At 68.5% G+C, this 26,471-nt stretch carries 24 protein-coding genes and 1 pseudogene; 9 read left to right on the forward strand and 16 right to left on the reverse strand.

Annotated elements, in window-relative coordinates; translation table 11 throughout:
• Positions 1-252: 252 nt before the first annotated feature.
• Complete coding sequence (locus ABZT02_RS43770) at positions 253-810, reverse strand: hypothetical protein (protein ID WP_356028545.1); 558 nt, start codon at positions 808-810, stop codon at positions 253-255.
• A gap of 295 nt (positions 811-1,105) precedes the next feature.
• Between ABZT02_RS43770 and ABZT02_RS43775 the strand changes: the two genes are divergently transcribed.
• On the forward strand, positions 1,106-2,038 hold the full coding sequence (locus tag ABZT02_RS43775; RefSeq protein ID WP_356028547.1) for an aldo/keto reductase: 933 nt from the start codon (positions 1,106-1,108) through the stop codon (positions 2,036-2,038).
• A 364-nt stretch (positions 2,039-2,402) separates the two neighbouring features.
• On the opposite strand, the gene ABZT02_RS43780 is transcribed toward ABZT02_RS43775, so the two are convergent.
• A complete protein-coding gene (locus ABZT02_RS43780; RefSeq protein WP_356028550.1) occupies positions 2,403-3,833 on the reverse strand; it encodes an endo-1,4-beta-xylanase in 1,431 nt (476 codons plus the stop codon).
• 565 nt (positions 3,834-4,398) lie between these two features.
• Between ABZT02_RS43780 and ABZT02_RS43785 the strand changes: the two genes are divergently transcribed.
• On the forward strand, positions 4,399-5,865 hold the full coding sequence (locus ABZT02_RS43785; protein WP_356028553.1) for a non-reducing end alpha-L-arabinofuranosidase family hydrolase: 1,467 nt from the start codon (positions 4,399-4,401) through the stop codon (positions 5,863-5,865).
• A gap of 457 nt (positions 5,866-6,322) precedes the next feature.
• On the opposite strand, the gene ABZT02_RS43790 is transcribed toward ABZT02_RS43785, so the two are convergent.
• From ABZT02_RS43790 to ABZT02_RS43815, 6 genes are all read right to left on the reverse strand, one after another.
• Positions 6,323-7,042, reverse strand: coding sequence for an IS6 family transposase (locus ABZT02_RS43790; RefSeq protein ID WP_356028555.1), 720 nt, complete (start codon positions 7,040-7,042; stop codon positions 6,323-6,325).
• Between the two features lie 414 nt (positions 7,043-7,456).
• Positions 7,457-7,828 (reverse strand): hypothetical protein, encoded by a 372-nt coding sequence (locus ABZT02_RS43795; RefSeq protein WP_356028622.1) that lies wholly within the window; start codon positions 7,826-7,828, stop codon positions 7,457-7,459.
• Between the two features lie 56 nt (positions 7,829-7,884).
• A complete protein-coding gene (locus ABZT02_RS43800) occupies positions 7,885-8,097 on the reverse strand; it encodes a hypothetical protein (RefSeq protein WP_356028558.1) in 213 nt (70 codons plus the stop codon).
• Complete coding sequence (locus tag ABZT02_RS43805; protein WP_356028560.1) at positions 8,091-8,330, reverse strand: hypothetical protein; 240 nt, start codon at positions 8,328-8,330, stop codon at positions 8,091-8,093. The genes ABZT02_RS43800 and ABZT02_RS43805 overlap by 7 nt, the downstream gene beginning before the upstream one ends.
• The gene (locus ABZT02_RS43810) at positions 8,327-8,872 is read right to left on the reverse strand and encodes a hypothetical protein (RefSeq protein ID WP_356028562.1); all 546 of its coding nucleotides are present in this window, start codon (positions 8,870-8,872) and stop codon (positions 8,327-8,329) included. The genes ABZT02_RS43805 and ABZT02_RS43810 overlap by 4 nt, the downstream gene beginning before the upstream one ends.
• 75 nt (positions 8,873-8,947) lie before the next feature.
• Complete coding sequence (locus ABZT02_RS43815) at positions 8,948-9,235, reverse strand: hypothetical protein (RefSeq protein ID WP_356028565.1); 288 nt, start codon at positions 9,233-9,235, stop codon at positions 8,948-8,950.
• Positions 9,236-10,036: 801 nt separating this feature from the next.
• On the opposite strand from ABZT02_RS43815, the gene ABZT02_RS43820 reads away from it, so the two are divergent.
• Positions 10,037-10,798: a metallophosphoesterase family protein gene (locus ABZT02_RS43820; protein ID WP_356028566.1), complete on the forward strand. Its 762-nt coding sequence runs from the start codon at positions 10,037-10,039 to the stop codon at positions 10,796-10,798.
• A 960-nt stretch (positions 10,799-11,758) separates the two neighbouring features.
• Here the strand turns inward: ABZT02_RS43820 and ABZT02_RS43825 are convergent.
• Positions 11,759-12,799, reverse strand: a complete 1,041-nt coding sequence (locus ABZT02_RS43825; protein WP_356028567.1) for a LacI family DNA-binding transcriptional regulator — start codon at positions 12,797-12,799, stop codon at positions 11,759-11,761.
• 395 nt (positions 12,800-13,194) lie between these two features.
• On the opposite strand from ABZT02_RS43825, the gene ABZT02_RS43830 reads away from it, so the two are divergent.
• The 5 genes from ABZT02_RS43830 to ABZT02_RS43850 all read left to right on the forward strand — a co-directional run bounded on the left by ABZT02_RS43830 (position 13,195) and on the right by ABZT02_RS43850 (position 19,834).
• Complete coding sequence (locus tag ABZT02_RS43830) at positions 13,195-14,466, forward strand: extracellular solute-binding protein (RefSeq protein ID WP_356028570.1); 1,272 nt, start codon at positions 13,195-13,197, stop codon at positions 14,464-14,466.
• A 92-nt stretch (positions 14,467-14,558) separates the two neighbouring features.
• Positions 14,559-15,431, forward strand: a complete 873-nt coding sequence (locus tag ABZT02_RS43835; RefSeq protein ID WP_356028572.1) for a sugar ABC transporter permease — start codon at positions 14,559-14,561, stop codon at positions 15,429-15,431.
• 12 nt (positions 15,432-15,443) lie between these two features.
• The gene (locus tag ABZT02_RS43840) at positions 15,444-16,286 is read left to right on the forward strand and encodes a carbohydrate ABC transporter permease (RefSeq protein ID WP_356028575.1); all 843 of its coding nucleotides are present in this window, start codon (positions 15,444-15,446) and stop codon (positions 16,284-16,286) included.
• Between the two features lie 97 nt (positions 16,287-16,383).
• Positions 16,384-17,241, forward strand: coding sequence for a glycoside hydrolase family 43 protein (locus ABZT02_RS43845; protein ID WP_356028577.1), 858 nt, complete (start codon positions 16,384-16,386; stop codon positions 17,239-17,241).
• Between the two features lie 115 nt (positions 17,242-17,356).
• On the forward strand, positions 17,357-19,834 hold the full coding sequence (locus ABZT02_RS43850) for a carbohydrate binding domain-containing protein (RefSeq protein ID WP_356028580.1): 2,478 nt from the start codon (positions 17,357-17,359) through the stop codon (positions 19,832-19,834).
• A gap of 90 nt (positions 19,835-19,924) precedes the next feature.
• On the opposite strand, the gene ABZT02_RS43855 is transcribed toward ABZT02_RS43850, so the two are convergent.
• The 3 genes from ABZT02_RS43855 to ABZT02_RS43865 are packed head-to-tail and all read right to left on the reverse strand — an operon-like array spanning position 19,925 to position 22,257.
• Positions 19,925-20,209, reverse strand: coding sequence for a hypothetical protein (locus ABZT02_RS43855; protein ID WP_356028582.1), 285 nt, complete (start codon positions 20,207-20,209; stop codon positions 19,925-19,927).
• Between the two features lie 6 nt (positions 20,210-20,215).
• Positions 20,216-20,671, reverse strand: coding sequence for a hypothetical protein (locus ABZT02_RS43860; protein WP_356028585.1), 456 nt, complete (start codon positions 20,669-20,671; stop codon positions 20,216-20,218).
• A gap of 41 nt (positions 20,672-20,712) precedes the next feature.
• Positions 20,713-22,257 (reverse strand): MFS transporter, encoded by a 1,545-nt coding sequence (locus tag ABZT02_RS43865; RefSeq protein WP_356028587.1) that lies wholly within the window; start codon positions 22,255-22,257, stop codon positions 20,713-20,715.
• 72 nt (positions 22,258-22,329) lie between these two features.
• On the opposite strand from ABZT02_RS43865, the gene ABZT02_RS43870 reads away from it, so the two are divergent.
• Positions 22,330-23,379 carry an Lrp/AsnC family transcriptional regulator gene (locus tag ABZT02_RS43870; protein ID WP_356028590.1) on the forward strand — a complete coding sequence of 350 codons (1,050 nt, stop codon included), beginning with the start codon at positions 22,330-22,332 and terminating at the stop codon, positions 23,377-23,379.
• Positions 23,380-23,512: 133 nt separating this feature from the next.
• On the opposite strand, the pseudogene ABZT02_RS43875 reads toward ABZT02_RS43870, so the two are convergent.
• The 4 genes and pseudogenes from ABZT02_RS43875 to ABZT02_RS43890 all read right to left on the reverse strand — a co-directional run.
• Positions 23,513-23,716 (reverse strand): annotated as a pseudogene (locus ABZT02_RS43875) (DUF4158 domain-containing protein); the annotation flags it as partial.
• Positions 23,717-23,977: 261 nt separating this feature from the next.
• Complete coding sequence (locus ABZT02_RS43880) at positions 23,978-24,142, reverse strand: hypothetical protein (protein ID WP_356028592.1); 165 nt, start codon at positions 24,140-24,142, stop codon at positions 23,978-23,980.
• 375 nt (positions 24,143-24,517) lie between these two features.
• Positions 24,518-24,940 carry a cytidine deaminase gene (locus ABZT02_RS43885; RefSeq protein WP_356028594.1) on the reverse strand — a complete coding sequence of 141 codons (423 nt, stop codon included), beginning with the start codon at positions 24,938-24,940 and terminating at the stop codon, positions 24,518-24,520.
• Positions 24,941-25,291: 351 nt separating this feature from the next.
• Positions 25,292-26,305: a hypothetical protein gene (locus tag ABZT02_RS43890; RefSeq protein ID WP_356028597.1), complete on the reverse strand. Its 1,014-nt coding sequence runs from the start codon at positions 26,303-26,305 to the stop codon at positions 25,292-25,294.
• Positions 26,306-26,471 lie beyond the last annotated feature (166 nt).

Below are 26,471 nucleotides of genomic sequence, written 5' to 3' on the forward strand. Positions count from 1 at the left end.
CCAGGAACACCACCGGCCACACACCTGGGTTTCTGATGGCCACCAGCCTGGTCAACCAACGGCCACCCGCCTGGGTATCTCAGTGGCCGTTGACACTAGAAAGCGCCCAGTGCGGTGCCGGGCCTCTTGCTGCGGGGTCATGTCATGCAGTGGTGGTAACAAGGACCGTCGACGCGTCATTCCCGAGGGCCGGTTGCCGGGTGCAGTGCCGCGGCGAGCCGGGCTCGCTCGCCTGCACGACATCACTCTCGGCTACGTCTCCTCGTTCAGTCGCGCCCAGGTATGAGTGTCCAGGCCGTCATGGGGGCCTGCGCGGGACAGTTCGGCACCGTCGCGCCCCAGGGCCACGATGACGGGACGGGCTCCACGGCTGCTCTGGGGCGACGTCCAAACGGCAACGAGATTGCGCCGCTCGGGAACCGCGAGCCGGCGGGCACCGATGAGGACCTGCCCCACGTCCCGCCCTAGGCGGACTTTGACGCAACTGATCCATGGCGCCGCCGCGACGGAGCGCGGAGGATCAAGGCTGCGGGTGAGGCTGAGCACGCCCCCGCCACTGCGCACGTCGAGCACATCAACATCGACGGGATCGTCTCCGGAGCCGCTGCCGCCCCCGACATACCGCCACCGGTTGCCGAACCACTCCAAAAGCGCAACGTGCTCACGCATCCGCGATGACTTCGGACGCCACAGGATCCAGATGGCCCCGACACCGGCAGTGTCGTCGACATCGGCCGACACCACGGTCAGCCCGCGCCGCGGCACCCACCACGGTTGCGGCTCCTCCCCCGCCAGCGCCCGCTTCACCATGCCCGGCAGAAGACTCTCCCACCGGGGTCCCGCCCACACAGCCTCTCCCCGTGCCCGCATGCGCCTTCGATACCCGGCGCGCGAACGCGTCAAGCGCGATGCCGCCGAGGCACCAGTGCCGCTATTCACAACCCGTAGTTCTCAATACCAGAACCAGCAACTGTTGGATTTCTAGATCGCCGATTTCTAGAGTGAGCACGCGACGTCGCGCTGCACCTCGGGAGTTGCTCGTCGAGGATGTCGTCACGAAGTGCTCCTTCCGTCTGAAATGCCCACGTCACAGCGAAAGAGACACATGAAAACCTTCACCCTGCCCGGCACCGACATGGTGGTCCCCAACGTCGTCCTCGGACTGATGCGCATCGAGAACATGACCGACGACGCGGTGCGCAGGCTCGTGAACACCGCACGCGACAACGGTGTCACGTTCCTCGATCACGCCGACGTCTACGGCTCGGACGACCACGGTTGCGAGCGCCGGTTCGCGGAAGCCATGAAACTCAGCTCGTCGGAGCGCGAGCAGTTCGTCATTCAGACGAAGGCCGGCATCGTCAAGGACGGGCCGTACTTCGACTTCTCCCACGACCACATCGTCGAGTCGGTGAACGGATCACTCCAGGCACTGAACACGGACTATCTCGACATCCTGCTGCTGCACCGCCCCGACGCCCTCGTCGAGCCGGAGGAGGTGGCCCGCGCCTTCGACGAGCTGTCGGCGGCAGGCAAGGTACGCGCCTTCGGCGTCTCCAACCAGACCCCCCGACAGCTCGACCTGCTGCGCAAGCACGTGACGCAGCCCATCGTGGCGAACCAGCTGCAGCTGTCGATCACTCACGCACCGATGATCGCGCAGGGCGTCGCCGCGAACATGCAGGGCCTCGATCAGTCGGTCGTGCGCGATGACGGGATCGTCGACTACTGCCGCCTGCACGACATCACCATCCAGGCATGGTCGCCCTTCCAGGCCGGGTTCTTCGACGGCCCGTTCCTCGGCTCCGACCGCTTCCCCGAGTTGAACGCGGTGATCGACCGGCTGAGCGCCAAGTACGGCGTGCCGGCCGAGGCGGTCGCCGTCGCCTGGATCACGCGCCATCCCGCCCAGATGCAGGTCGTGCTCGGCACGACGACGCCCGAACGCGTCACGGCCGCCGCGCTCGGTTCCGACATCCCGCTCACCCGATCCGAGTGGTACGAACTGTTCCGCGCCGCCGGGTACACGGTGCCGTAGCCGCGCCCCCCTCCTGATGGGTTGCTGGGCACGACAGCACCGGAGTCCCTGATCACGCCGTATCGCCGGGCCGTCGGCGAGGCTGCCCGGGGAGGGGCCCAGGCCCGTACCCGTGGACTCCGCGCCGGTGCGGAACCGCTGCGGGCCGGAGGCGGGCACGACGGCCGGCAGGGCAGGCGGGAATCCGAGGCCGTGATCGCGGACCCGGACGATCGCTCCTGACCGGTCCTCGTCTGTCCCGGTGTCTGCTCGCCGCTCGACATCGACCTCGACCGTCACCTGCGCGGCACGCGCTGTCGCCCCGGAGCATGGAGCCGGCGCGTTCTGGCGGCCACGTCACCGCGGCCGCCAGTCGCAGGGCTCGTCAGGTGCGGGTCCAGCGTTGGTTGCTGCCGTTCGAGCAGGTGTAGAGCTGGATCTGGGTGCCGTTGGCGGTGCCGGCCGAGACGGCGTCGAGGCAGAGGCCGGACTGGACCCCGACGATGGATCCGTCGGAGTTGAGGCGCCACTTTTGGTTGTCACCGCCCCAGCAGCTGTAGATCTGGATCTTGGTTCCGTTGCCGGTGCCGGCGGCGTCCAGGCACTTGTTGCCGTAGACCCTGAGCTCGCCGGCCGCAGTGGACGTCCACTGCTGGTTGGTGCCGCTGTGGCAGTCCCACAGCTGGAGCTGGGTGCCGTCGGTGGTGCTCGAGTTCGGGACGTCCAGGCAGCGGCCCGACCCCACCCCCTTGATCTGCCCGCCCTCAGCAGGGGGCGTGGAGGTGCCACCGTTGAGCGCGTTGAGGACGGCGGTGTAGGCGGGCTTCCTGCTGCCGTCGCCGTTGAAGAGCAGCGGCGTCTGATCCGCTCGCCAGGAATCGCTGTCGCGCACACCCCAGACGGTGATGCCGAGGCAGCGCGAGACGGCCAGGCAGTCGTTGGTCACGTTGGCGTAGGTCGTGGCCGAGGCGCGCTGGATGTCGAGTTCGGTGATGGCCACATCGACGCCGAGGGCCGCGAAGCTCTGCAGGGTGGTGCGGAAGTTGCTGTTGTACGGGCTGTCGTCGTTGAAGTGCGACTGGAAGCCGACGCAGTCGATCGGCACGCCGCGCTGCTTGAAGTCCCGGACCATGGCGTAGACGCCCTGGGTTTTGGCCCAGGTCCAGTTCTCGATGTTGTAGTCGTTGTAGCAGAGCTTGGCGGCCGGGTCGGCGGCGCGCGCGGTGCGGAAGGCGACTTCGATCCAGTCGTTGCCGGTGCGCTGCAGGTTGGAGTCGCGCCGGCCTCCCGAATTGCCGTCGGCGAAGGCTTCGTTCACGACGTCCCACTGGGCGATCTTGCCCTTGTAATGGCCCATCACGCCGTTGATGTGGTCGATCATCGCCTGGCGCAGGGTGCTGCCGCTGAGGCTCTGCATCCAGCCGGGCTGCTGCGAGTGCCAGGCCAGGGTGTGTCCGCGGACCCGCTTGCCGTTCTGCACGGCCCAGTTGTAGACGCGGTCACCGGCGGTGAAGTTGAACTGGCCCCGCTGCGGCTCGGTGGCGTCGATCTTCATCTCGTTCTCGGGCGTCACCATGTTGAACTCGCGTCCAGCGATGGTGGTATAGGCCGAGTCGCCCAGCCTGCCTGAGGCGATGGCGGTGCCGAAGTAGCGCCCGCTCTGCGCCGCGGCGGCACCGAGCGTGCTCTCGGCGGCTTGTGCGGTCGTCGGCGTGGTCACCGCGACGACCGTGCTGAGGGCGCCCGCCAGCAGCACCATCAGCGCGCTGCGGATCTTCCTGCGGACAACGGATCTGGGAAGGGCATTCACGCCCATGGCAGTGCCTCCAACATAGACATCATGGACTGACTGGAGCGCGGAGAGAAGCGCCGGTCACTTCCTTCGGCGGACGGGGAGTACGGCACCTGACCGGCCGCCTTGTGCCGGGCGGCGGGTGACGGGCCATCACGGTCCAGCCGGGGCCGTCACGCGGCGCGGCCGACATGGTCCGATATATCGAACACCCACTGAGCCTCGGGAGGGATGATTGAGGTGTTGACGGTGGATCGTCAATAGATTGCGCAAAGAAAGTTTCTCTCGTAATTACGAAACATTCGAAGCGCCGAAAGATTGCAAGTAGACCCCTGGCGCCACTGACCGACAAGCGGCGTCCCAGTCGGTGCCAGCGTTTTCGATCGATCCGACAGCGCGCACGCCCCATGGGGGAGCAACTGATTGCAGACAGGACAGTGACAGCCCTTGACCAAGGGACCGTTGATTTCTAGTTTGTGCCGTCGAAGGTTTCATGAACTGGTCGAAAGTTTCGACAAGTCCACCGCCCCCGCACGGCGGCTCCGCGGTTCGCCGGCGCCACCTCGCCCCGCCCCCAGGAGGCTCTCAGATGTGGTTACGCCATCCCTCCACGGTCCCCCTCAGACGCTTGCTCGCCGTCCTCTCCCCGCTGCTGCTGGTGGCCACCTTCCTCGGCGCTCAACCCGCCAGCGCGGCGACCGTCGACACGAACGCGTCGTACGTCCTGGTCAACCGCAACAGCGGCAAAGCTCTGGACGTCTACAACATGGCAACCAACGACGGCGCCCGGATCACCCAGTGGACCAGAAACGACCAGAACCAGCAGCAGTGGCAGTTCGTCGACTCCGGAGGCGGTTACTACCGCCTCAAGTCCCGCCACTCGGGCAAGGTGCTGGACGTGTACAACTGGTCGACCGCGAACGGCGGTTCCGTCGTCCAGTGGGCCGACTCCAACGGCGCCAACCAGCAGTGGCGACTGGCCGACAGCTCGGACGGCTACGTGAGGCTCATCTCGCGCCACAGCAGCAAAGCCCTTGAGGTACAAGGCGCTACCACCGACGACAACGCGAACGTCGTCCAGTACGACGACTGGGGTGGCACCAACCAGCAATGGCGGCTGGTCAAGGTCGGCGCCGACCTTCCCAGTGCGTGCGATCTTCCGTCGACCTACCGCTGGACGTCGACGGCCGCGCTGGCGCAGCCCAAGCCCGGGTGGGTCTCGCTCAAGGACTTCACCGTCGTCCCGTACAACGGCAGGCAACTCGTGTACGCGACCACACACGACACGGGGACGAGATGGGGTTCGATGAACTTCAGCCCGTTCACCAACTGGTCGGAGATGGCCTCGGCGAGCCAGAACACGATGTCGGCCTCCACCGTCGCACCCACGCTCCTCTACTTCGCCCCGAAGAACATCTGGGTGCTCGCCTACCAGTGGGGCGGGACCGCCTTCTCCTACCGGACATCGAGCGACCCGACCAACCCCAACGGCTGGTCAGCCCCGCAGGTGCTCTTCTCCGGGAGCATCTCCGGCTCGGGCACAGGCCCCATCGACCAGACGCTCATCGGTGACGGGACGAACATGTACCTGTTCTTCGCCGGTGACAACGGCAAGATCTATCGAGCGAGCATGCCGATCGGGAACTTCCCGGGCAGCTTCGGTTCGAGTTCCACCGTGGTCATGAGCGATACGACGAACAACCTGTTCGAGGCGCCGCAGGTCTACAAACTGCAGGGCCAGAATCGCTACCTCATGATCGTCGAGGCGATCGGCTCGCAGGGTCGCTATTTCCGCTCGTTCACGGCCACCAGCCTCAACGGGTCGTGGACCCCGCAGGCCGCGACTGAGAGCAACCCCTTCGCCGGCAAGGCCAACAGCGGCGCCACCTGGACCAACGACATCAGCCATGGCGAACTGATCCGCACCAGCCCCGACCAGAACATGACCGTCGATCCCTGCAACCTGCAGTTGCTCTACCAGGGACGCAGCCCCAACTCAGGCGGCGACTACGGTCTCCTGCCCTACCGCCCGGGTCTGCTGACACTGCAGCGCTGACGGCCCGGGAAAAGTTCGACTGCCGTATGGGACCGGCGTGGGCGGACTCGGCGGACGACCGAGCCCGCCCACGCCGGGGAGGGCGGCGCCGCTCAGCGGCGCCGCTCACACCGAGACAAGGCGGACAATGGCCGCAACGGCGTGAGGGCGTGCGGTGATCGATGTGTCGCCGCGCAGCGGTACGAGAACCGCAGTTGAGGCAGCGAGGCGAATCCGGCCAGTCCGGAGACCCTGTCCTTGCCGAAAAACTCGTCCGCCCAGGTCATGCAGCATGTTCGTACTCGTGGAGGATTCCGCCGAGGCGGTCGCGCCGTCGTATGCCGAGGCGGGTTATCTGCTCTGGATCCGTGATCGGTCCGGGCAAGGGGTGCAGTGGCCGGGGCGTTGTCACGTTGTTGGGTGTGTGACTGCCTGACGGCGCGTCGGGGCAGGGTGGGCTTGGGAGCCGGGCCTGTGGTCAGGCCGTGGTGGGCCGGTCGGCAGCGCCGGTGATGCGGTCCCAGATCGCGAAGCGGACGGTCATCTCGGCTCGGTAGTCGTGTGCGGGCATCAGATGGCGGCGGGGCCGGAAGTGGTGCGAGATGCCGCTGAACGCGGACAGGAACCGCTGTGCCCCGCCCACGGAGCGGAAGCCTTTCATCGCCCGTTCACGCTGCCTGGTGGGCTGGTGGCTGTTCTCCGCCCGGTTGTTCAGGCCCTTGTGCGAGCGGTGCTCGACGGAAGGCATGACCTCGCGGTGGGCCGCGCCGTAGGAGCGGAGCTTGTCCGTGACGATCACCCGCGGCACCGTGCGCGTCTTCTTCATCAGGCGGCGGAAGAAGCGCCCGGCCGCGGCCTTGTCCCGCCGCTTCTGTACGAGGATGTCGAGTACGTTGTCGTCCTGGTCGACGGCCCGCCACACGTACTTCAGCTCACCGTTGATCTTGATGAAGACCTCGTCAAGGTGCCACTTGTCGCCGGTCGGGGGCCGACGACGGCGTAGTCCGTTCGCGTACGCCTGGCCGAACTTGGCGCACCAGCGGCGGATGGTCTCGTACGAGACGATGATCCCGCGCTCGATCATCAGCTCCTCGACCTCACGGAAGCTGAGCGGGAACCGGAAGTACAACCACACGCAGTGGGAGATCACCTCGACCGGGTACCGGTGTCCCTTGCACGACAGCGACCCGGCCCCCACGAACAGCCCCCTCCGGCACGATCAACCAGAAGATCATCCCACCCGGTCAACCAACGTGCCAACGCCCACGGAAGAGCACCACGCCGGGTGATCCATGACGGGACCAGCGAAAACTTCTGACGGTTCCTGCATGTACCCATTTTCCGTGAACCCTGCGTCGTCGAAGGGCCCACCACGTTCCCACGTCCCCCTTGAAGACCGAAGCCGGCGTACAGCTCCTGTGGCGGGTCCCACGCCGGATCTGGTGACACCACCGTGCTTAGCGTGCTGTTGGTGACACGTAGCGTGCTGTCCTGGTGACCACCGCCGTGCTTTTGCGAGATCGGAGCCGCAGGTCAACCGGTGCCGACAGTGACAACTACGGTGCTTCGGCACATTTGTGTGACTGAGCGCTCCAGTTGGCGGGTGAGCGCTTCAGCCGACGAGTCGGTTCGTGGAGACCAGCCACCGCCAGCGGCGGCGCTCCGTGACGAGGGTGGCGGCGGCCAGCAGGGTCACGGGTGCCGCCGCCCAGGCGGGCCAGGCCAGCCACGAGGAGACCACGGACGCGGCGAGCTGGAGCAGCACCAGCAGGATCGTGGCCCAGCCCGGCACCGCGATGATCACGTTGGCCTTGTCCCCCGGAGTGGAGAACAACGTCGGAAGGCCGATCAGGGCCAGCGCGGACAGGGCGGCAAGCAGCCACGAATGGCCGGCCAGGGCCCAGGGAGTGGCCACCCACGCGACGAGTTCCGTCGCGAAGCGCAGGGCGGACGCAGCGCGGTCGTCCGGCCGTCTCAGGGTCATCGCCCCATCGGCAGCGTCGGTCACCTGCGGACGATCTCACGGCGCGCGGCTGACTGCTAGGTGTTGCGGGCCAGGAGGTCGAGGTCGCTCGGTTCGGGAACGAAGCCGAGCAGCCACAGCGCTGCCCTGCGCAGGTCCGGGTCGGGGCCCGCAGCCCATGGCAGGACGATGCTGCGCGCATAAGCGCGGTCCTGGTGAGCGAATTCGGTCAGTGTCGCCGACAGGGAGTCCTGGTCGTCGCCCAAATCGTGGCCGAAGGCCCTCAGCATTCGGGCAGGGCTTTGGAGCCGGCTGTCGCGGCCAGAATCTTGCAGAGCACGTGGCGTCCGTACCAGTTCCCGGCATCCACAGCATCAGCAAGGTGCTCTTCCAGGCGCGGGACCAGGCCCGTGTCTCGGGCGGCCACCAACTCGTCTTCGAGCTCTGCGATCCCGTCGAGGTCGGAGTCGGGGTCCGCCAGCGCGGCAGCAAGGATGTCGAGCTGGCTGACAGTGTCGCTCACAAGGCAGTCCTCCAGCGGGGCGCGTCGTAGTCGGGCCGATCCGGGCTGGCGAAGTGGAACGGCACACCGAGCTGCTCGGCCAGGGCACGACCAACAGTCTGGGCTTCCTGTGCTTCGGGCCATGGCGGGACCGTGCCGTTGAACAGTCGCAGGTCACTGCCGTGCCTGATGATGGCGAGCCGGTGCTCGGCAGCCGGGTGATCGGTGAGCGCCACCAGGTCCACGCACCAGCCGTCGGTGTCACCGTCCCACAGCGCCTCGATGGCCACCGTCCGGCCGGGCAAGGTCTTGACCTTCTCCATGAGCGTCACCGGACTCAGCGGCGGGGTCGGATATCGCTCGAACCGTCGGCCCAGCTCCCGGTAGCGCTCTGCCACCATATCGAGCGTTTTGTGCAGGCCCGGCCTGGATTCGGCCGGGAAGGCCTCGCGTACGCGGGCGACTGCCGCAAGCCGGTGGTCCTGCTGGATCAGACCGTCCACAGCGGAGCGCTCGGCGGCCGACAGCACGGCCCAAATCGGGGAGTCCATGACCGTATTCAAGTGGTACCGTCTACGCTCCCCCAACTCGGGTCGTCATAGCCGAGACTGGGGAAGAGGCAGTGTTCTGGCCTTGCGCTATTCCTTGGAGCTGGTGCTCTCGCAGGCTGCGAGGTACTCCGCCCAGTCGTCCTGCACGAACCGGGCCCACCCGTGGGCCGTGCTGGCACCGACGCCGAACAGGTCGCTGACCACGATCGGCGGGAGCTCGGCCACAACTTCGATCATTGCGGTGTTGCGAGCACTGATGTTGGGCAGGCCGTGCTGCTTCATGCGGGTGTGGACCCATCCCGCGCTGCGGGGTCGGCTGGTCGGCCGGCCGGGCAGGAGGAAGCGCGGACCGTCCCCGGCCGGCTCCCCGAGCATCGACACATGTTCTGGCCGCTTGATCTGTTCCTCGATGAGGCGGGCGAACTTGGGCGGCAGCAGCCGGCGAGCTGAACATCGTCACCGGCACCTCCCAGACAGGCAAGAGCGCGCTGCTCGACATCGTCGACTTCTGCCTCGGCAGGGACGAGGCCACGCTGGTGCTCTTGCTCTGACGCTCCTGCCGGCCGCTGCGGCCCGCGCCACCGCACTCTCTTCTGGCCGATTCCAGGTACCCACAGGCCGGTGTTCCTCACCGGCATCTGGAACGTGGTGATACCAGCCGGGTGGGCCCCGGCCCCCAGGCCACCAAGCCGCACGGGCAGGTGCCGACGACCACCCGGCACAAGGACAGGCGCTCTGCTGCCGGGTCGGAGACGGCGCCGGATGGGTGTCAGCGTCGGGGCTCGTCCCGCGCGCGGGTGCCTCAGCCCTCGGAAGAGAGCCGCTCGGTGGGCGCCAGCTGGGGCAGGCGTCGACGGGGACGCATCCGACGTGGCCCGACGAGCTGTCGGCTGCCCAACCCCCGTCGCCCGCAAATTCAGCGGCGTCAAAGGTGCAAACCCTGGAACCAGCAAGCGTTGTCTGGCTCAGGGCCAACTACTCACCCTTGTGATCATGTCGCTCACCGCGGCGAGGCCGTTGCAGGACTTCGGCTCGGCGACCCGCGTCCCCGAGCCGGTGGCCGCCCTCCTGCTCGACTGACGCACCAGGCGACCACACACGCTGAACGGCCCCCTTGAACTACGCGCCGGGCGAAAGATCACACCGCCCAGCTGCCTTCACCCCACAGTGGTGACCATGCTGAACCGAGTAGCCGTCCTGTCCGACATTCACGGAGTCCTGCCGGCCCTGGAGGCAGTGCTCGCCGAACCAGACGTCAGCACCGCCGATCACATCGTGCTCACCGGCGACATCACCGCCGGCCCGCAACCCACCCAGGTTCTCGACCTGCTGACCAGCCTCGGCGACCGCGTCATCTGGATCAGCGGCAACGCCGACCGCGAACTCCTTGAATACCGCCGGGGGCAACGCGACACGATCCCCGATCCGATCGCCCCCTGGGCAGCCGAACAGCTCCGCGAGGACCATCTCGACTTTCTCAGCTCGCTTCCACGATCACTCTCCCTGCCTGTAACCGGCCTGGGAAAGGTGCTGTTCTGCCACGCCACCCCTCGCGACGACGAGGAAGTCGTCCTGGTCGACTCCCGCCTCGACCGCTGGAAGGAAGTCTTCACCGGACTCGATACCGACATCCGAACCGTGGTCTGCGGCCACACCCATATGCCGTTCGTCCGCCTCGCCCACGGCCGACTCGTGATCAACCCCGGCAGCATCGGCATGCCCTACGGACGAACCGGAGCACACTGGGCCCTCCTGGGCCCGGGCGTCGAACTCCGCACCACACACTTCGACCTCCAAGCCGCAGCCACCCAGCTCAGCCAGGACTCGTCCTACCCCGACATCACCGAGTGGGCCGACTACTTCCTGCACGCTCGCGCGACCGACGCCGACGCCCTCGCAGCCTTCACCCCACGGGACGGACGCGACCACAGCCCGTGACACTCACTCCGCCTCCACGACAGCGGGCAGCCGAACACCGACTACACGATCAACGACGCCTACCTATCCCGAGGCCGGCTCCTGAGCGTCGCAACGCCGAAGGCCCGGCCCTGAGCGGCGGCGGAGCCGACCCGCGACCGCGGCGAGCGCGGCCCCGATCCCCGGCATCGTCCGCACCGCCCATCCCGCCCTCCCACTCCTCAACTCCAACCAGAGCATGGGCAAAAGCGGTCGCAACGGGGATGTCAGCTGTCCCCAGGGCAGACGGGCGGCGCCCGCGCGGTGGGGGCAAGAGCGCGGACCACGGGGATGAAACGGTCAAGGAATACGGTGCGGCCGCCGTGGCGGACCATCAGCATCTCCGCCGCGCTCAGACGGCACGCAGCCCTACAAGCGGCCATGCCAGCCAGCCGCGTCCGGTACGCCTGCGCAATAGCACCAGCCACAGCGCACAATGCGCCACGAACACGACCGTCACGCCGCTCAGCTCGCCCTCCCGCCACGCCATCCGCACGCGTCATGGTCAGCGCCCCATACAAGGAGCGCAACGAGGACGCCCAAGGTCAGCGCACACACCGCTTCCGCAGCCTGCTCATGCGACCTTTCTTCTCCGGAGTGGCCGACCAACTTGACGGACCCGACCCCGCTCTTGCGTCAGTCCTGGCAAGCGCACCCTGACGCGGTCTTGGCCGCGGTCACAGTGAGGGCCGTGTCGACGAAGGTCTCGGCGGTCGCCGGCTTCGTACCGGAGGCTCGGTGGTTCAGCGGATGTAGTTGCCGTGGTGTGATCGACGCTGTGAATGCTGAAGTTGCTGTTCGTGGACTGCACTCCTTGCCCCTGTTCGCCTAATGGCCTTGCGCCCACGAAACGAAGTTCCTGAACAGGCGATGCGCTCCTGGCGCCTGGCATAGCCGGGCCAGCTCGGCCACGGCCTCGTACCCGGCGGGGGCGAAGGCGTCTTACGCCCGGCCCGGTCCTCGGCGAGCCGGTACGGCCTGGCGCGGTGCCGGCGTATCGCCTCCGGGGGGCGGGGCGGTGGAGTTGCGCAGCACGAGTTCGGTGCCGACCTCCATGTGTTCCATAAGTAGCTGCTGCCCCTCGATGAGGGACAGCAGCGCGCGGGCCGCTTTCTGGCCCATGTCGTGCAGCGGCTGCCGCACGGTGGTCAGGCCGGGGAAGCTCTGTGCCGCCTGCGGGAGGTCATCGAAGCCGACGACCGAGAAGTCGGCGGGGACGTTCAGGCCGAGAGCGCGAGCGGCGTCGACCGCCCCGAGCGCCATCAGGTCGGCGCCGGCGACGATCGCGGTGGGGCTGTGGTCGGTGATCAGGCGGGTGGCCGTTCGAAAGCCGCAGGCGTAGGAGAAGTCACAGGGCGCGACCAGTTGCTCGTCCACTTTCAGGCCGGCGAGCCTCATCGCGTCCTCGAAGCCCTGGAAGCGGACTGAGGTGCTCTCCAGGTCCTCCTCGCCACGGAGGTACGCGATCCGGGTGTGGCCCAGGTCGATGAGGTGCTGGGTGCCGTTCCGCATGCCGTGGTAGTTGTCGACGGTCAGGCGGGGCAGCGGTACGTCCATGCGCCGGGGGTCGATGATCACGCACGGAAGGTTCTGGCGGCGGAGCAGTTCTACCGTCTCGTCCTCCAGGACCGGAGCGATCATCAGGACGCCGTCGACCAGGCCTCGCCCGAGGAACTCGAGCCGGTCTTTTTCCCGAACCGCGTCGTGGTAAGTGGCGTTGACCAACAGTTCCTGTTCGGCGCTGGCGAGTTCGTCGGCGACCCCGCGCAGGATCTCCAGTCCGTACTGGCTGGTCAGGTCGAGGGCGATGAGGCCGACGAGCCCGCTGCGGCCGGCTTTGAGGTTGCGGGCCGAGACGTTCGGCCGATAGCCGAGCCGGTCCGCGACCTCCAGGACGCGGCGGCGCGTCTCCTCAGAGGCCCCCGGCTTGCCGTTCATGACGTTGGACACGGTCATCGCGGAGACACCAGCCTCCGCAGCCACCTGCGCGATGGTCACCCGACCTGCCACTCCAACTCCCCCTGCCTGCCGAACACGTTACCGGACGGATCTCCGGCCGTGCGGGTCACTCTTTCACAACCCCGGGAAAACCATCGGCAACTGTAACGATAAGCCTGAGACCCATCCGAGGATAGGCCTTCTTGCCCCCAGGCCGTCGACACGTCCAGCCAGCCATGGCGACCACAGAAAGTTACGTATAGATGTCACCTAAGTTTTGCGTTACAGTTCCCGGCCATCGGCGCTAAAGTCCGCCGCAACGGGTCCACCGGCCCCTTTTACCCGCATCAGCGCCGTACCGACACGGACACGGCCTGAACGGATCAAACCCCCTTCAGACATGACGAGTCGGTCCGTACCGACGATGGGCGAGGTGCGCAATGAAGCTTTCCGGGAGATATGTCGCGGTCACCACCACGGTCGCCGCCATGGCGATGTCGCTGGCCGCGTGCGGAGGCAGCGCGTCGGGCGGCGCCTCCAGCGACGGCACGGTCACCCTGCACGTGCAGGCATGGAAGGGCGGCGGCGCCGAGCCGGCGAACGTCGCGGAGATCAACAAGGCGTTCGAGAAGACCCACCCGAAGATCAAGATCGACTTCGAGTACACCACCGCGGACCCCACCTACACGCAGAAGCTCCAGCCGGCGCTGCTGGGCGGCAAGGCCGGCGACGTGATCATGGTCGACACGGACAAGATGAAGAAGTGGGGCGCCTCCGGCTACCTCGCCGACCTGTCGGGCGAGTCGTGGGCGAGCAACATAGCCCCCGACGCCAAGCCCTTCACGCAGTCCGACGGCAAGACGCTCGCCATGCCGATGGAGCTCATCGGCATCGGCCTGTACGCCAACATGGACCTGCTGAAGAAGGCGGGCATCACCGAAGTCCCCGCCGACTGGCCGACCTTCCTCACCGACCTCGGCAAGCTCAAGAAGGCCGGCATCGACCCCATCGCGCTGCCCGACAAGTCCGGCTGGACCGGCAGCTCCACCTTCCAGGCCGCCGGCTCGACCCTCGTTTACCAGAAGAACAAGCAGTGGGACGGCGACTTCCTGGCCGGGAAGACCTCTTTCGACCCGGACTGGAAGGCGTCGCTGGAGCAGCTGAAGACCCTGGAGGACAAGGGGTACGTCAACTGGAAGAACGAGCTCGGCGTCGACGAGTGGGCCCAGGGCCCGCAGGACTTCAGCGCGGGCAAGAGCGCGTTCTGGTACCAGGGCGCCTGGCAGGTCTCCAACATCAAGAAGGCCGGTTTCCCCGTCTCCTTCGCGCCCTGGCCGGGCGGTGCCGCGGGCACCAAGCCCAACGGGATGCTCTTCTCCGGCACGATGTGGGCCGTCAACTCCCAGTCGCAGCAGGGTGCGGCGGCACGTGAGTACGTCAAGTTCTGGTCGCAGAGCGAGAACCTCTCCAAGTACCTCGCGGCCGAGAACGCGGAGTCGCCCTTCACGGGTGGGCTGACCCCCGAGGGCACCGAGACGACGGCGTTCACCACGGCCTTCAGGGACGGCCGTTACCGGATCCTGCCATCCGACTCCTGGTACGCCTCGGCGGCCGAGAACGCGACCGGCTCCAAGATCCAGGCCTATCTGCTGGGCAAGGCGTCCGCCGCGCAGACCCTCAAGGACATCCAGACCGCGGCCTCCGCGAAGTAACCCCGCCCCCGGTCAGCCGTGGTGGGGGTGCGGTCGGCGGCTCCTGGCACCGCCCCCACCACGGCCACTCAAGGGCAAGAGGAGGACTCCCCGTGTTCCACCGACGGCGCGCCACCATGGCCGCCTTCCTGCTTCCGGCGATCGCTCTGTACGGCACGTTCATGCTGTATCCGCTGATCCGCGGCGTCTATCTGAGCATGACCGACAGCCTCGGCGGTCCGATCGCCCACTTCGTCGGCACCGAGCAGTACCGAGCTATGGCCGACGATCCGGGCGTCACCGCCGCCCTGTGGCACACCGTCCTGTACGCGGCGGTCGTCGTGGTCGTCCAGAACGGCCTCGGTCTGCTGTTCGCGAGCATGCTCTTCCGGCGGCCGAGGGTCCGCAAGGCGCTCAGCGTGGTCCTGCTGACGCCGACGCTCGTGTCACCGGTGATGGCGGCCTTCATCTGGTCGTACCTGTTCGCCCCGGACGGCGGTATCAACGCGATGCTGGGCCTGTTCGGCCTCGACTCGCTGCAGCATGTCTGGCTCGGCGACACCTCCACCGCCCTGTACGCGGTGGCGGCCGTCAACATCTGGATGTTCGCGGGCTACTCCTGCGCGATCTTCCTGGCCGGTTACATGAGCGTGCCCGTCGAACTCCTGGAGGCGGCCGCCCTCGACGGCGCCGGCAGCTGGCGGCGCTTTCGGAACGTGGAGTGGCCGATGCTGGCCCCCGCGCTCACCGTGAACGTGACCCTCAGCCTGATCGGCTCGCTCAAGGTCTTCGAGTTCCCCCTGGTCCTCACCAACGGCGGCCCGGCCGGTGCCACCGACACCCTGACGATGCTCGTCTACCGGAACATCTTCGGCGGCGGGAAGTTCGCCTTCGGTGTCGCCATCTCCGTACTCCTGCTGGTGACCGTGGTCGTCCTGTCCAGCGCCACCTCCTCCCTGCTCCGGCTGCGCGAGCGACGAATCTGACGGGCGGAAAGCATGAACTCCCACACCCTCACCCTGCGGCGGGTCACCGGCGCCCTCGGCACCGTCCTGCTCTGCCTCGGCGTGCTGCTGTTCGTCCTGCCGTTCCTGTTCACCGTCGTCACCTCGCTGCGCACCGCGGCAGACGTGGCCAGGGCCCCGCTGGGCATCCCACACACCTTCACCCTCAAGAACTTCTCCGACGCCTTCGGACAGATCCATTACGGGCGCAGCGCGCTCAACACGCTTCTCATCACCGGACTGTCGTGCCTGGCCATCACGGTGGTCGGCTCCCTGGCGAGCTACCCGCTGGCCCGCATCACCCAGGGCTGGTCGACGTGGGTGTACCGGCTGTTCATCCTGGGCACGTCGGTACCGGTCTTCGTCGTGGTGGCGCCCCTGTACCTGCTGATGCGGGACCTGAACCTGCTGGACAGCTACGCGGGCGTGGTCTTCATCTACACGGCCCTCTTCCTGCCGGTCGCCGTGTTCTTCTACACCAGTTTCATCCGCTCGATCCCCGCGGACCTCGAGGAAGCGGCCGCGCTGGACGGGTGCGGAGCCTTCCGGACCTTCTTCACCATCATCCTGCCGCTGCTGCGCCCGATCACCAGCACCCTGCTGACCTTCATCTCCCTCCAGGTCTGGAACGACCTGCTGGTTCCGCTGGTCTTCCTGCAGGACCCCTCGAAGCGCACGGTCATGGTGAACGCCTACTCGTTCATCGACCCGCACACCGTGCAGCCGACGACCCTGTTCCCGGCTGCCCTGCTCGGTGTCCTGCCACTGTTCCTGATCTTCATCTTCCTGCAGCGGCATGTGGTGGCCGGCATGTCCGCCGGTGCCGTCAAGTCCTGATCCAGGCGCCCCGCTCCGCCCGCCGGCCCGTGCCCTCCCGCGCGGCCGGCCCGCCATGCCCTGCCGCTCCGAACGCCCCCCGGAAGGACCCCGCCCGATGTACGTGATCTCCTACTTCACCGACGCCGACGAGGCGCTGCACCTGGCCCTCAGCGACGATGGTGAGTCGTTCACGGCGGTCGACGAGGGTCGGCCCGTCCTGCGGGGCACGGTCGGCACCGGCAGACTGCGCGACCCGTTCATCGGGGTCGGCCCCGACGGCCTGTTCCACCTGCTCGCCACCGACGGCTGGACGAGCCCGTCCATCGTCCACGCCACCTCCCCCGACCTGCTCAACTGGTCCGAGCAGCGACTCGTTCCGGTGATGGCCCAGGTGGCGGGCGCCCTCAACGCCTGGGCCCCGGAGTTCTTCCTGGACCGCCGGACCGGCCTGTACCACCTCATATGGTCGTCCGTCGTCGAGCCGGGCGGCACGGCCGAGGGCCGCGACTTCGAGCACCTGAGCCAGGACCACCGCATCTGGCACTGCACCACTCGCGACTTCCGCGACTTCTCGGCGCCCGGTCTCTTCTTCGACCCCGGTCACTCGGTCATCGACGCCACCGTGCGGGAGGCGGACGGCGGCGGCTTCCTCATGGCCTTCAAGGACGAGCGCGGTGTCAACGACCCCACCACCCCGCACAAGGACATCCACGTGACCACGTTCGACGTTCCCGGTGGCCCGTACACCGTGCCCGAAGGGCCGGTCTCGCCCTCCCTGGTCGAGGGACCGTCGCTGTTCCGCCGGAACGACGAATGGATCATGATCTACGACCACTTCCTCGAAGGCAGATACGGGGCAGCCCGCAGCGAGGACGGGGTGGACTGGGAGCCGGTCCCCCTCTCCCTGCCGCCCGGCATGCGGCACGCCTCCGTCCTCGAAACGCCCCTCCCCACCTCGCTCTCCGCGCGGTAGAGCGGCCCCGGAATCCGGGCGGGCGTCCGTGTCCCGGCCGACCCGCCCGGTGCAGGAAGATCCGCGTCGCAATCCGCGGCGCGGAGGACTCGATCACCCAGCAAGGAGCGTCGCAATGAAGCGTCGCAGACCGACGCGCCCGGTCCGCAGGACCACACGCGCGCTGGCCCTCCTCGCCATGTTGGCGGGAGCACTCCTGGTCCCGGCCCACGCCGCGATGGCGGCGGGCAGCACCTACTACGTCAACTGCTCGGCCGCCACCAACGGCAGCGGCACCCAGAGCAGCCCCTGGAACTCCGTCGCCGCCGTCAACGGCACCACCTTCGCCGCCGGCGACAACATTCTCTTCGCCGCCGGCACCACCTGCACCGGCCAGCTCACCCCGGGCGGCTCGGGTGCCTCCGGCAGCCCGATCACCATGGGCTCCTACGGCACCGGCGCCAAGCCGGTGATCAACGCGAACGGCGCCACCGGTCCCGTCATCCACCTGCTCAACCAGCAGTACTGGGAGATCGGCGGCCTGGAGCTGACCAACGCGGCCGCCTCGCCGAACTACCGCTCCGGCGTGCTGGCGGAGAACAGCTCCGGCGGGATCCTGCACCACATCCGGGTGCACGACATGTACATCCACGACATCACCGGCTACGGCGGCGGCTGGTACGCGACCAACGCCGGCGTGGGTGTCCAGACCGACCACACCACCCCCGTCTCCACCTGGGACGACGTGGTGGTCGAGAACAACACCTTCGACCACGTCGACCGCATCGCCGTGGCCGTCACCCCGGACGGGGACGGCCAGGGCACCGGCCAGACCACCGGCACGGTCATCCGCGGCAACACCATGACCTACGACGGCGCGGACGACATCCTCGTCGTCAAGAACGACGGCGCCCTCATCGACGGCAACAAGGCGGGCTACGGAGGCGCGAAGGCCACCTGCCCGCCGTCCGGCCAGTACTGCAACGGCGCCTCGGCCGGCATCTGGATGTCCGGCAGCAACGACACCGTCGTCCAGAACAACGAGGTGTACTGCCACGTCAACGGCGCCGACGGCACCGGCTACGACGTGGACTGGGGCAACCACAACACCACGTTCCAGTACAACTACAGCCACCAGAACCTCGGCGGCTTCATGCTGGTCATGCCGCCCTTCTCCATCGCCAACGAGCCCACCTCGACCGTCCCCAGCGACGGCACGGTGATCCGCTACAACATCAGCGAGAACGACGGCACCAACGCCGGCTGCCCCGCCTCGGGCACCCCGACCCACGGCGCGGGCGTCTTCCACTTCGTCGGCAACATCCCCAACCGGAGCGGCAGTTCGTCCGCCGTCCCGCTCTTCTACAACAACAGCATCTACGTCAACAAGAGCGGCCTGAACACCCCGATCCTGTACTCCCGGAAGGGTGGCAGCGTCACCGGCACCCTCTCCTTCCGCAACAACGCCGTCTTCAACTACGGCACGGGCGGCTACTTCACCACCAGCGCCGGCTCCGTCTACTCCAACAACCTCTTCTACGGCAACCACCCCTCCTCCGAGCCGGCCGACACGGCGAAGGTCACGGCCGACCCGGAGTTCCGCAACCCGGGCAACGCGAACGGCTCGTCCTCCTACACCGGCACGGGCGCCTACCAGGTCCACCCGTCCTCGCCGGTGATCAGGGCCGGCACGGTCATCAGCGACAACGGCGGCAAGGACGCCTTCGGCAACGCGGTCTCCTCGACGGCCGCGCCCAACATCGGTGCCTACAACGGCACCGGCGGCAACCTGGTCTCCAACGCCGGTTTCGAGACGGGCTCGATGAGCCCCTGGGTGAGCAGCGGGGCGGCCCCCTCCGTCACGTCCTCGAACGCCCGCACCGGCACCTACGCGCTGACCACCCAGGCCAGCGGCAGCGGCGCCAACCAGAACCTGACCGGGCTGAGCCCCAGCACCACGTATCTGCTGACCGGTTGGGCCAAGGTGGCGAACGCGGGCGAGACCCTGGCCATCGGCGTCAAGAACTACGGCGGCACGGAGACGTTCACCAACGTGGCGACGACGTCGTACACGCAGGCCGCGGTCCTCTTCACGACCGGCTCCTCCAGCACGACGGCCACCGTCTACTGCTGGAAGAACACCGGCGGGACGGGCGTCGGCTACTGCGACGACCTCGCGGTGGAAGCACTGCCGTCCGCCACCAACGCCGTCGCCAACCCGGGCTTCGAGACCGGCTCCCTGAGCCCCTGGGCCCAGAGCACCGGGACGGCGTCGAGCGTGGTCGCCTCCAACGCCCGCACCGGCACCTACGCCCTGCAGACCGCGACCGCTTCCAGCGGCGCGATCCAGACGGTCACCGGTCTCACCTCCAGCGGCACCTACCTGCTCGCAGCCTGGGGCAAGGTGGCCACCGCCGGTGAGGAGGTGGCGGTCGGCGTGAAGAGCTTCGGCGGTTCGGAGACGTACCTGCGCGCCTCGACCACGTCGTACGCGCAGCAGCCGATCTTCTTCACCACGGGCGCCACCACCACCTCGGCCGGCGCGTACTGCTACAAGAACTCCGGCTCGTCCGCCGGATACTGCGACGACTACACCCTGGTCAAGCTCCCCTGACCGTCTTCGACCCAAGAACGAGGGGACCCTCCCTCACCTACGGCGGGCCGGGATTCACCCGGCCCGCCGTGCTTGTGCAGTTCGACGAGCTCACCGGTACTCACGGAGGCGATGGCGCCGAGCCGTCGCCACCAGCAGCCGGCGCCGCTCGCCGTCATCCAGACGGGCCACCGGCACCCGTCTACCCCCATCCGCCCCGCGGCGCGGCCGGGTCCTCCACCAGCAGCGACCGGCGCGTCGGAACGTAGAAGCCGCGCGAGCGGCCGTAGTCGAGCGGGCGAGGATCTCGATGTCCTTGCCGTGGTCGCTCATCGGCAGCAGGCGCAGCATCGCGAACGCGTTCGTCACGGCGAGATACGTCAGTCGCAGCAGCACGGTCGGTCATGTTCCCGCAGTTCCCGGCACGCCACCACACCGCCTCCCACCAGGACGGATGAGGTTTTCGGCAGGGGCAACGAGGACGGCGTCACCGATCTGCGGGCCGTCACCCGTACCCACATCGAGCAGGCCCTCGAACCGGTCCAGGGAGAAGCCGCCAAGTCCCGGGCCACCGCCCTGCGCTCCCTGTTCCGTGCCCTCAAACGGGAAAGACTCATCTTCCGCGACCCGGCCCGCACCGTCTCCCTGACCACCGCCGTCGTGCTGCCGCGACCACTGGCCGACGACATGCTGCACGGCGCTCTCGACCGCCTCCCCAACCCCCGCGACCGGCTCAGCTTCGTGCTCGCCGCCGTGCACGCTTTCAGCGCCCACGACCAGCGCCATCTGCTGCTGAACGACCTCGACCACAGCCGCGCCACCCTCCGCGTGCGCCGCACCGGCAAGCCCGTCCGGCACACCCAGCTCCGGGGCCCGAGCCGCCCGCCGCCCCACCCCGCCTATGCCCGCGCCCCCACCCCCTGTCCCGCAGGCTCCGCCGCGCGCTCCGCCGCCGGCTCGCGCAGCAGCAGCGCAACCGCCGCCCCGCCGACCACGCCCAGCACACCGGCCACGAGGAAGGTCGTGCCCAGCGCGCCGCCAACGGCCGAGTGGATCGCCGTGTCGAGGGTCGCCCGTGAGCCGGCCGGGGCGGCCCCCAGGACTGCGGCGGACCCGCCGCTGGTCACGGCGTGCGCGATCTCCGCGCCGCCCGGCATGAGGGCATCGACCCGAGCGCTGAAGATGCTGCCCAGCACGCCGATGCCCGCCGCGAACCCCAGCTGACGTCCCGTGTTCACCGCGCCGGCGGCCATCCCGCCGCGCTCGCGCGGGACCGCGGCCATCGCCGCGGCGACGACCGTCGGGATTGCGATGCCGGCCCCGACCCCGATCACGGCCAGCCCGGGCAGGACCGCAGCCCATCCGGAGCTGCCGTCGAGGCCGAGCATGAGCAGATCGCCGACGCCGATGACCGCCAGGCCGCCGCCGACCGTCCAGCGGGGCGACGCGCCGTGCAGCACGCGACCCAGGCCGCCGGCCACGAAGAAGGCGATCCCGCTCAGCGGCAGCGTCACCAGACCGGCCGAGATCGCGCCGAGGTCGAGCACGGTCTGCAGCCAGATCGACACGTAGATCAGGCCGGCGAAGGCGGAGATGGAGAGCAGCGCCGCGGCGATCAGCACGAGCACGAACGAGCGGCGGCGCAGCAGGGCCAGGTCGAGCATCGGCTCGGCCACGCGCCGCTCGATGGCGACGAACGCGCCCAGCGCGGCGACGCAGACGGCCAGTGCCCCGAGCGTCTGCCCGGAGCCCCAGCCCTCCTCGGCGACCCGCACCAGAGCGAAGGTCAGCGCGGCCGCGGCCAGGGTGAAGGCGCCGCCGCCGGCCCAGTCGATACGCGGGCGCTGCGGCAGGCGCGACTCGCTGAGCGAGTGCCGGGCCATGACGATCGTCGCCAGACCGATCGGGATGTTGACGAAGAAGATCCAGCGCCAGGAGAGGCCCTGGGTGAGCAGGCCGCCCATGATCGGGCCTGCGGCGACCGCGGCACCCGAGGTCGCGCCCCAGATGCCGAAGGCGGTGCCGAGATCACGGCCGCGGTAGGCCGTGTTGAGTAGGGCGATGGTCGTCGCGAGCATCGCTGCGGCGCCCGCGCCCTGCACGAACCGCGCGGCGACCAGCGGCCCGACGGACGGCGCGATGCCGCAGACCAGCGACGCGGCGACGAACACCGCGAGGCCGACGAGGTAGGTGCGGCGACGACCGACGGCGTCAGCGATCGACCCGACGAGGAGCAGGAGCGCGGCGAGGGCGAGCGCGTAGGCGTCGACCACCCACTGCAGGCCGGTGAACGAGGCGTCCAGCGCGGTCGCCATGTCGGGCAGCGCGACGTTCACGATCGAGACGTCCAGGAGCAGCATGAACGTGCCCAGGCAGACCGCCAGCAGCGGCGTCCAGCGTCCGCGCCCGGGCGCGACAGCGGTGGGAGAAGCGGAAGAAGTCATGCGCCGATGGTCTTGCGCACCCCCGGTCGCGACCGAGCGAATCGGCGTTTCGTGTAGAATCCCGCCACAATCATGCCTGCAGAGACGGAAACTATCACCACTGACGTACTGGACCGCCGGATCATGAGCGCCCTCCAGTTCGACGGGCGCGCCTCGTTCCGGCGCATCGCCCAGGCGCTCGGCTCCTCGGAGCAGACGGTCGCCCGCCGCTACCGGCGCCTGCGCGAGGCCGGCATCCTGCGCGTCGTCGTCCTCCCCGACCCGCGCGCGTCGCGCGAGAGCCTGTTCGTCCGCATCCGCACGGCCCCGGGCGCCGCGGAGCCGATCGGCAGCGCGCTCGCCCGCCGGCCCGACGTCTCGTGGGTCACGCTCGCCGCGGCCGGGACCGAGGTGATGTGCGCGCTGCGGGCCGACGACCCGCGCGACCGCGACGAGCTCGTCCTGAAGAACCTCCCGCGCCTAAGCCAGGTCACCGACGTCTCGACAGCCTCGCTGCTGCACGTCTTCGCCGAGACCGGCCTGAATGAGTGGCAGGGTTTCGACGCGCGCCTGGACGCCCAGGAGATCGCCGCGCTCGGCGCCCGCTCGCGCCGCCACGTCCCCGTGCGCCGAACTGCCGACGAGCCCGGCCTCACCCCCGACGACGACGCGCTCCTCGCCCCGCTCGCCGCCGACGGTCGCATCTCCTACGCGGCGCTGGCCGCCGCCACCGGGCGCAACGAGAGCGCGGTCGCCCGGCGGGTCGAGGCGCTCCTGGAGCGCGGGATGCTCTTCGTCGACGTCGAGGTCGCCTACGCTCTGATCGGGTTCCGCGCGGCCGCGACGCTCTGGCTCACCGTCGCCCCGGCCGACATCCACCGGGTCGGCAGCGAGATCGCCCTGCACCCGGAGGTCGGCTTCGTCGGCGCCGTGTCCGGCCCGGCCAGCCTCGTCGTCGCCGTCACCTGCCGCGACACCACCGACCTGTACCGCTACATCACCGAGCGTCTGGCCCCGATCGCCGCGATCCGCCAGCACGAGGTCACGGTCACCGTGCGCCACCTCAAGCAGGCGGGCACCGTCATGGACGGCGACCGCCTGCCGCGCCTCTCGCCGTCGGTCGCGCGTCCGGCGAGAGGGTGACGGTCCTGCCGGTCGCCTGGCCTTGCGTGACTCAGCCGCTTCCGGCGTCCCACATGCCGCGTGCGACGTCCGCGGGCGGCTCCAGGGCCTGGATGCGGTCGGCCTGTTCGCCGAGCTGGACAACTCGCGCAAGAGCGTGCGTCCACGCCCGCCCGTGCAGGAAGCTGCGCGACCACTCCGGGTCCTCGTACTCGTGGTACGTACTCGTGGCGTCCCGGATCTCCCAGGCGTGCTCGTACGCCGTCGGCTTGCACGCGGTGTACTGCTTCACGCACGAGGCGTCCTCAACGCCGAACTGCTCGGCAATGTGCTCGACCACCGTCCACGGCACGGGCTCCCTGTGGGCGCCGCGCGGCCCGGACCGGCCATGTCGGCGAAGCAGCCGCTGGCGACCTGGCCGACCTCGGAAGTGACGGCACCGTCAAGATGACAAAGGCAGACATCCCCGGCTACGCACTCGCCCGGCCAGCCGGTGACCTCGGCGTAGCGGAAGCCGTGGAAGGTGAAGCCTGTCCAATGTCCAGACTCAGGCCCTGCTTGATAGTCCTGAAAACGGCGGTGGCCTCGCCGCGGTCGCCCTATCTCGCCGGTCGCTGGTTCAGCGTCGCTTTCCGGGCTCGGGGGGCGGGGCCTGGAAGGACTGGATCATCCAGGCGACCAGTCGGCGCCAGGAGTCCGGGGCGGCATCGACCGTGGCGCCGAGGACTCCGGCGTTGGCCATCAGCAGCAGCACGAGATCGCGGCTGGTGAAGTCCTCGCGCAACTACCCGCTGTCCTTGGCGCGGCCGGCCCCCCGCATCCAGCGTCGTCCGCTCCGCTTTCGCCATTGCCCCCATCCGGCGAGCAGCTGCTGGAAGGCGCGCGCGGTGGCGTCGTCAGCGGCCGACGTCGACGACCAGGAGGCTGGGCTCACTCACGTGCGCCTCGTTGATCGGGGCCATGCACGGCACTACGCCTGAGCCTTCGGGAGGGTTCCGGCGATCCAGCCTCTTCACCCAACCGAGTAGCTCTTGACCAAGCCCGTCGACGATCAGCCGCCAGCAGAGCGGCCCGGCTGAGGCGCATGAATTCCAGGTACGCGAGCTTCATCTCCTGTAACTGGAGCCTCGAGACTCGCGATGGGGTCGGGGGCGTCGCGCTACGTCGTGCGGTTCCGTCGGTACGCGTCGAGTGTGCGCGGGCCGAAGGCGTCAGGCAGTACCTGTTCGATCGTCTTGATGCCGCTGATGGTGTCGAGGAGCATTCCGGGTGCTGAGTGTTCGAAGAGGAGCTGCCTGCAGCGCCCGCACGGCATGAGGCGCTCACCGTCGCCGTCGACGCATGCAAACGCCGTCAGCTTGCCTCCGCCGGTCATGACGAGGTTGGAGATCAGGGAACACTCGGCGCACAGGCCCACCCCGTAGGAGGCGTTCTCGATGTTCGCGCCGGTCACGATGCGCCCGTCATCGGTCAGCGCGGCGACCCCGACGGGGAAGTGGGAGTAGGGGACGTATGCCTTCCGCATCGCTTCGGTCGCGTGGTCCTTCAGCGATTGCCACTGGTCTGCGCTGATGTCGGCCATTTGGTCCATCCTTCGGCCAGGCAGTGGGAATACGAAGCGGACGTGGATGCGGATGACGAGCTCTGTGCTTCCGGCTGTCGCGAGCGGGTTCAGTCGGGTCAGCGATTCGAGATGACGAGGACGTCACGGCGTTGCGTGCCCGGGGCGCGAATCGGCTGTCGGACTGTCGTGTTCGGCGGGTTGTCATCCTCAGCAGCGACCCCCACGGCAAGGTCAAGACGGCGTGTCGATGATCTGCAAGCCCTTGGGGTGGACGGCGTGGCCCCGAGCGATGGGCACCCAACCCATCGCCCCGGGGGGCCGCCTGATCTCCACCCTCACTGGTTGACATGCGACCAGCCAGGGCGTTGGTCAGGATCGTGCGGCCTTGCGGTGCTGCACGATCTCGTTCAGGCGCGCGGTCTGCTCGTCGACGGAGTGCGGCCCGTTGCCGGTCAGGACACCGTGGGTCTCGTCCCAGACGACCAGAACCTCGGCCATGTTCTCGGTCGTGTCGACCTTGTATCCGGCGTCCTTGAGCACCACGTCGACGAAGAATTCCAGGCGGGTCTCCTCGCCGGGGATCTTCGGGTAGCCGCCGTCGAGCATCTGCAGCTCGCCGTGGTCGGGAACGGTGGTGATGTGGGCGCCCTTGAACGCGTGGTTCTCGTGGACGCTGACCTTGCCATCGGCGTCGACACGGTACTTGGCAGCCGTCATCGCGACGGGCGCGTGGCAGATCAGTGAGATCGGGACGTCGTTCTCCCGCAGCTGGTGGAGCAGTTCGCCGACCAGCGGGTTGTCGTGGAAGTCGATCATCGGTGCGTGGCCGCCCGGCGCGTGCATGAAATCGAAGCCGGCAAGCGAGAAGTCGTCGGTTGCGTCGCGGTGCCGGGCGAGCAGTTCCTCGATGGAGTACCACTTGTGCTCCGGCAGGGCCTGAAGGCCGGCGACGAGGTCCTCATGGATGGAGGCGGCCTCCTTGTCGGTGTTCGGCAGGATCGGGGAGACCGGCATCCGGCCGAGGTGGCGCCGCAGGAGGGCGAGCTCGGTCTCACGTCGGGCGACGAGGGCGGGGTTCTTCTCGCGCACCTCTTCAACGCCGTACTGCTCGTTCTGCATGGCTACGCGCATGAGGTCCGAGCCGAGGTTGGCGCCGCCGTGCATGGCGAGCGCCATGCCGTTGATGTCGAGCGTCGGGAGCTTGCCGTCCGGCGTGGCGAGGACGAAGTCGTGGGTGTCCTCGTACTGGGCGAGAACAGCGGCCAGCTCGACGAGGAACCAGCCGATGTTGAGGCTGCGGCCGCCTTCCGGCTTGGTCAGCGGCAGTTCTGATCCAGCCGAGACTACGATGAGTGCCTTGGGGCGGGCGCTGTTGTTGGTCATGATGGGTCTTCCTTGTATCCGTTGTGGTTCGGGTCGTGTTGTGTGGAAGTTGGTCGGGGATCTGTGGTCCGGCCGGCGCACCGCAGCCGCGCTTGATGAGGGCGGCGAAGACCCGGCCGGGCATGGGGCGGCTGAACAGAGCAGCGACGAGGCGCGCCGCTGACCT

Source organism: Streptomyces sp. NPDC005402, assembly GCF_040606575.1.
In the GTDB taxonomy this organism is placed as follows: Bacteria; Actinomycetota; Actinomycetes; order Streptomycetales; family Streptomycetaceae; genus Streptomyces.

Bases quoted from the DNA above. Each gene is read 5' to 3' on its own strand.
- ABZT02_RS43890 (WP_356028597.1), bottom strand. From the start codon at position 26,305: ATGACCAACAACAGCGCCCGCCCCAAGGCACTCATCGTAGTCTCGGCT.
- ABZT02_RS43775 (WP_356028547.1), top strand. From the start codon at position 1,106: ATGAAAACCTTCACCCTGCCCGGCACCGACATGGTGGTCCCCAACGTC.
- ABZT02_RS43785 (WP_356028553.1), top strand. From the start codon at position 4,399: ATGTGGTTACGCCATCCCTCCACGGTCCCCCTCAGACGCTTGCTCGCC.
- ABZT02_RS43830 (WP_356028570.1), top strand. From the start codon at position 13,195: ATGAAGCTTTCCGGGAGATATGTCGCGGTCACCACCACGGTCGCCGCC.
- ABZT02_RS43795 (WP_356028622.1), bottom strand. From the start codon at position 7,828: ATGACCCTGAGACGGCCGGACGACCGCGCTGCGTCCGCCCTGCGCTTC.
- ABZT02_RS43815 (WP_356028565.1), bottom strand. From the start codon at position 9,235: ATGCTCGGGGAGCCGGCCGGGGACGGTCCGCGCTTCCTCCTGCCCGGC.
- ABZT02_RS43780 (WP_356028550.1), bottom strand. From the start codon at position 3,833: ATGGGCGTGAATGCCCTTCCCAGATCCGTTGTCCGCAGGAAGATCCGC.
- ABZT02_RS43885 (WP_356028594.1), bottom strand. From the start codon at position 24,940: ATGGCCGACATCAGCGCAGACCAGTGGCAATCGCTGAAGGACCACGCG.
- ABZT02_RS43840 (WP_356028575.1), top strand. From the start codon at position 15,444: ATGAACTCCCACACCCTCACCCTGCGGCGGGTCACCGGCGCCCTCGGC.
- ABZT02_RS43850 (WP_356028580.1), top strand. From the start codon at position 17,357: ATGAAGCGTCGCAGACCGACGCGCCCGGTCCGCAGGACCACACGCGCG.
- ABZT02_RS43845 (WP_356028577.1), top strand. From the start codon at position 16,384: ATGTACGTGATCTCCTACTTCACCGACGCCGACGAGGCGCTGCACCTG.
- ABZT02_RS43800 (WP_356028558.1), bottom strand. From the start codon at position 8,097: ATGCTGAGGGCCTTCGGCCACGATTTGGGCGACGACCAGGACTCCCTG.
- ABZT02_RS43865 (WP_356028587.1), bottom strand. From the start codon at position 22,257: ATGACTTCTTCCGCTTCTCCCACCGCTGTCGCGCCCGGGCGCGGACGC.
- ABZT02_RS43820 (WP_356028566.1), top strand. From the start codon at position 10,037: ATGCTGAACCGAGTAGCCGTCCTGTCCGACATTCACGGAGTCCTGCCG.
- ABZT02_RS43770 (WP_356028545.1), bottom strand. From the start codon at position 810: ATGGTGAAGCGGGCGCTGGCGGGGGAGGAGCCGCAACCGTGGTGGGTG.
- ABZT02_RS43870 (WP_356028590.1), top strand. From the start codon at position 22,330: ATGCCTGCAGAGACGGAAACTATCACCACTGACGTACTGGACCGCCGG.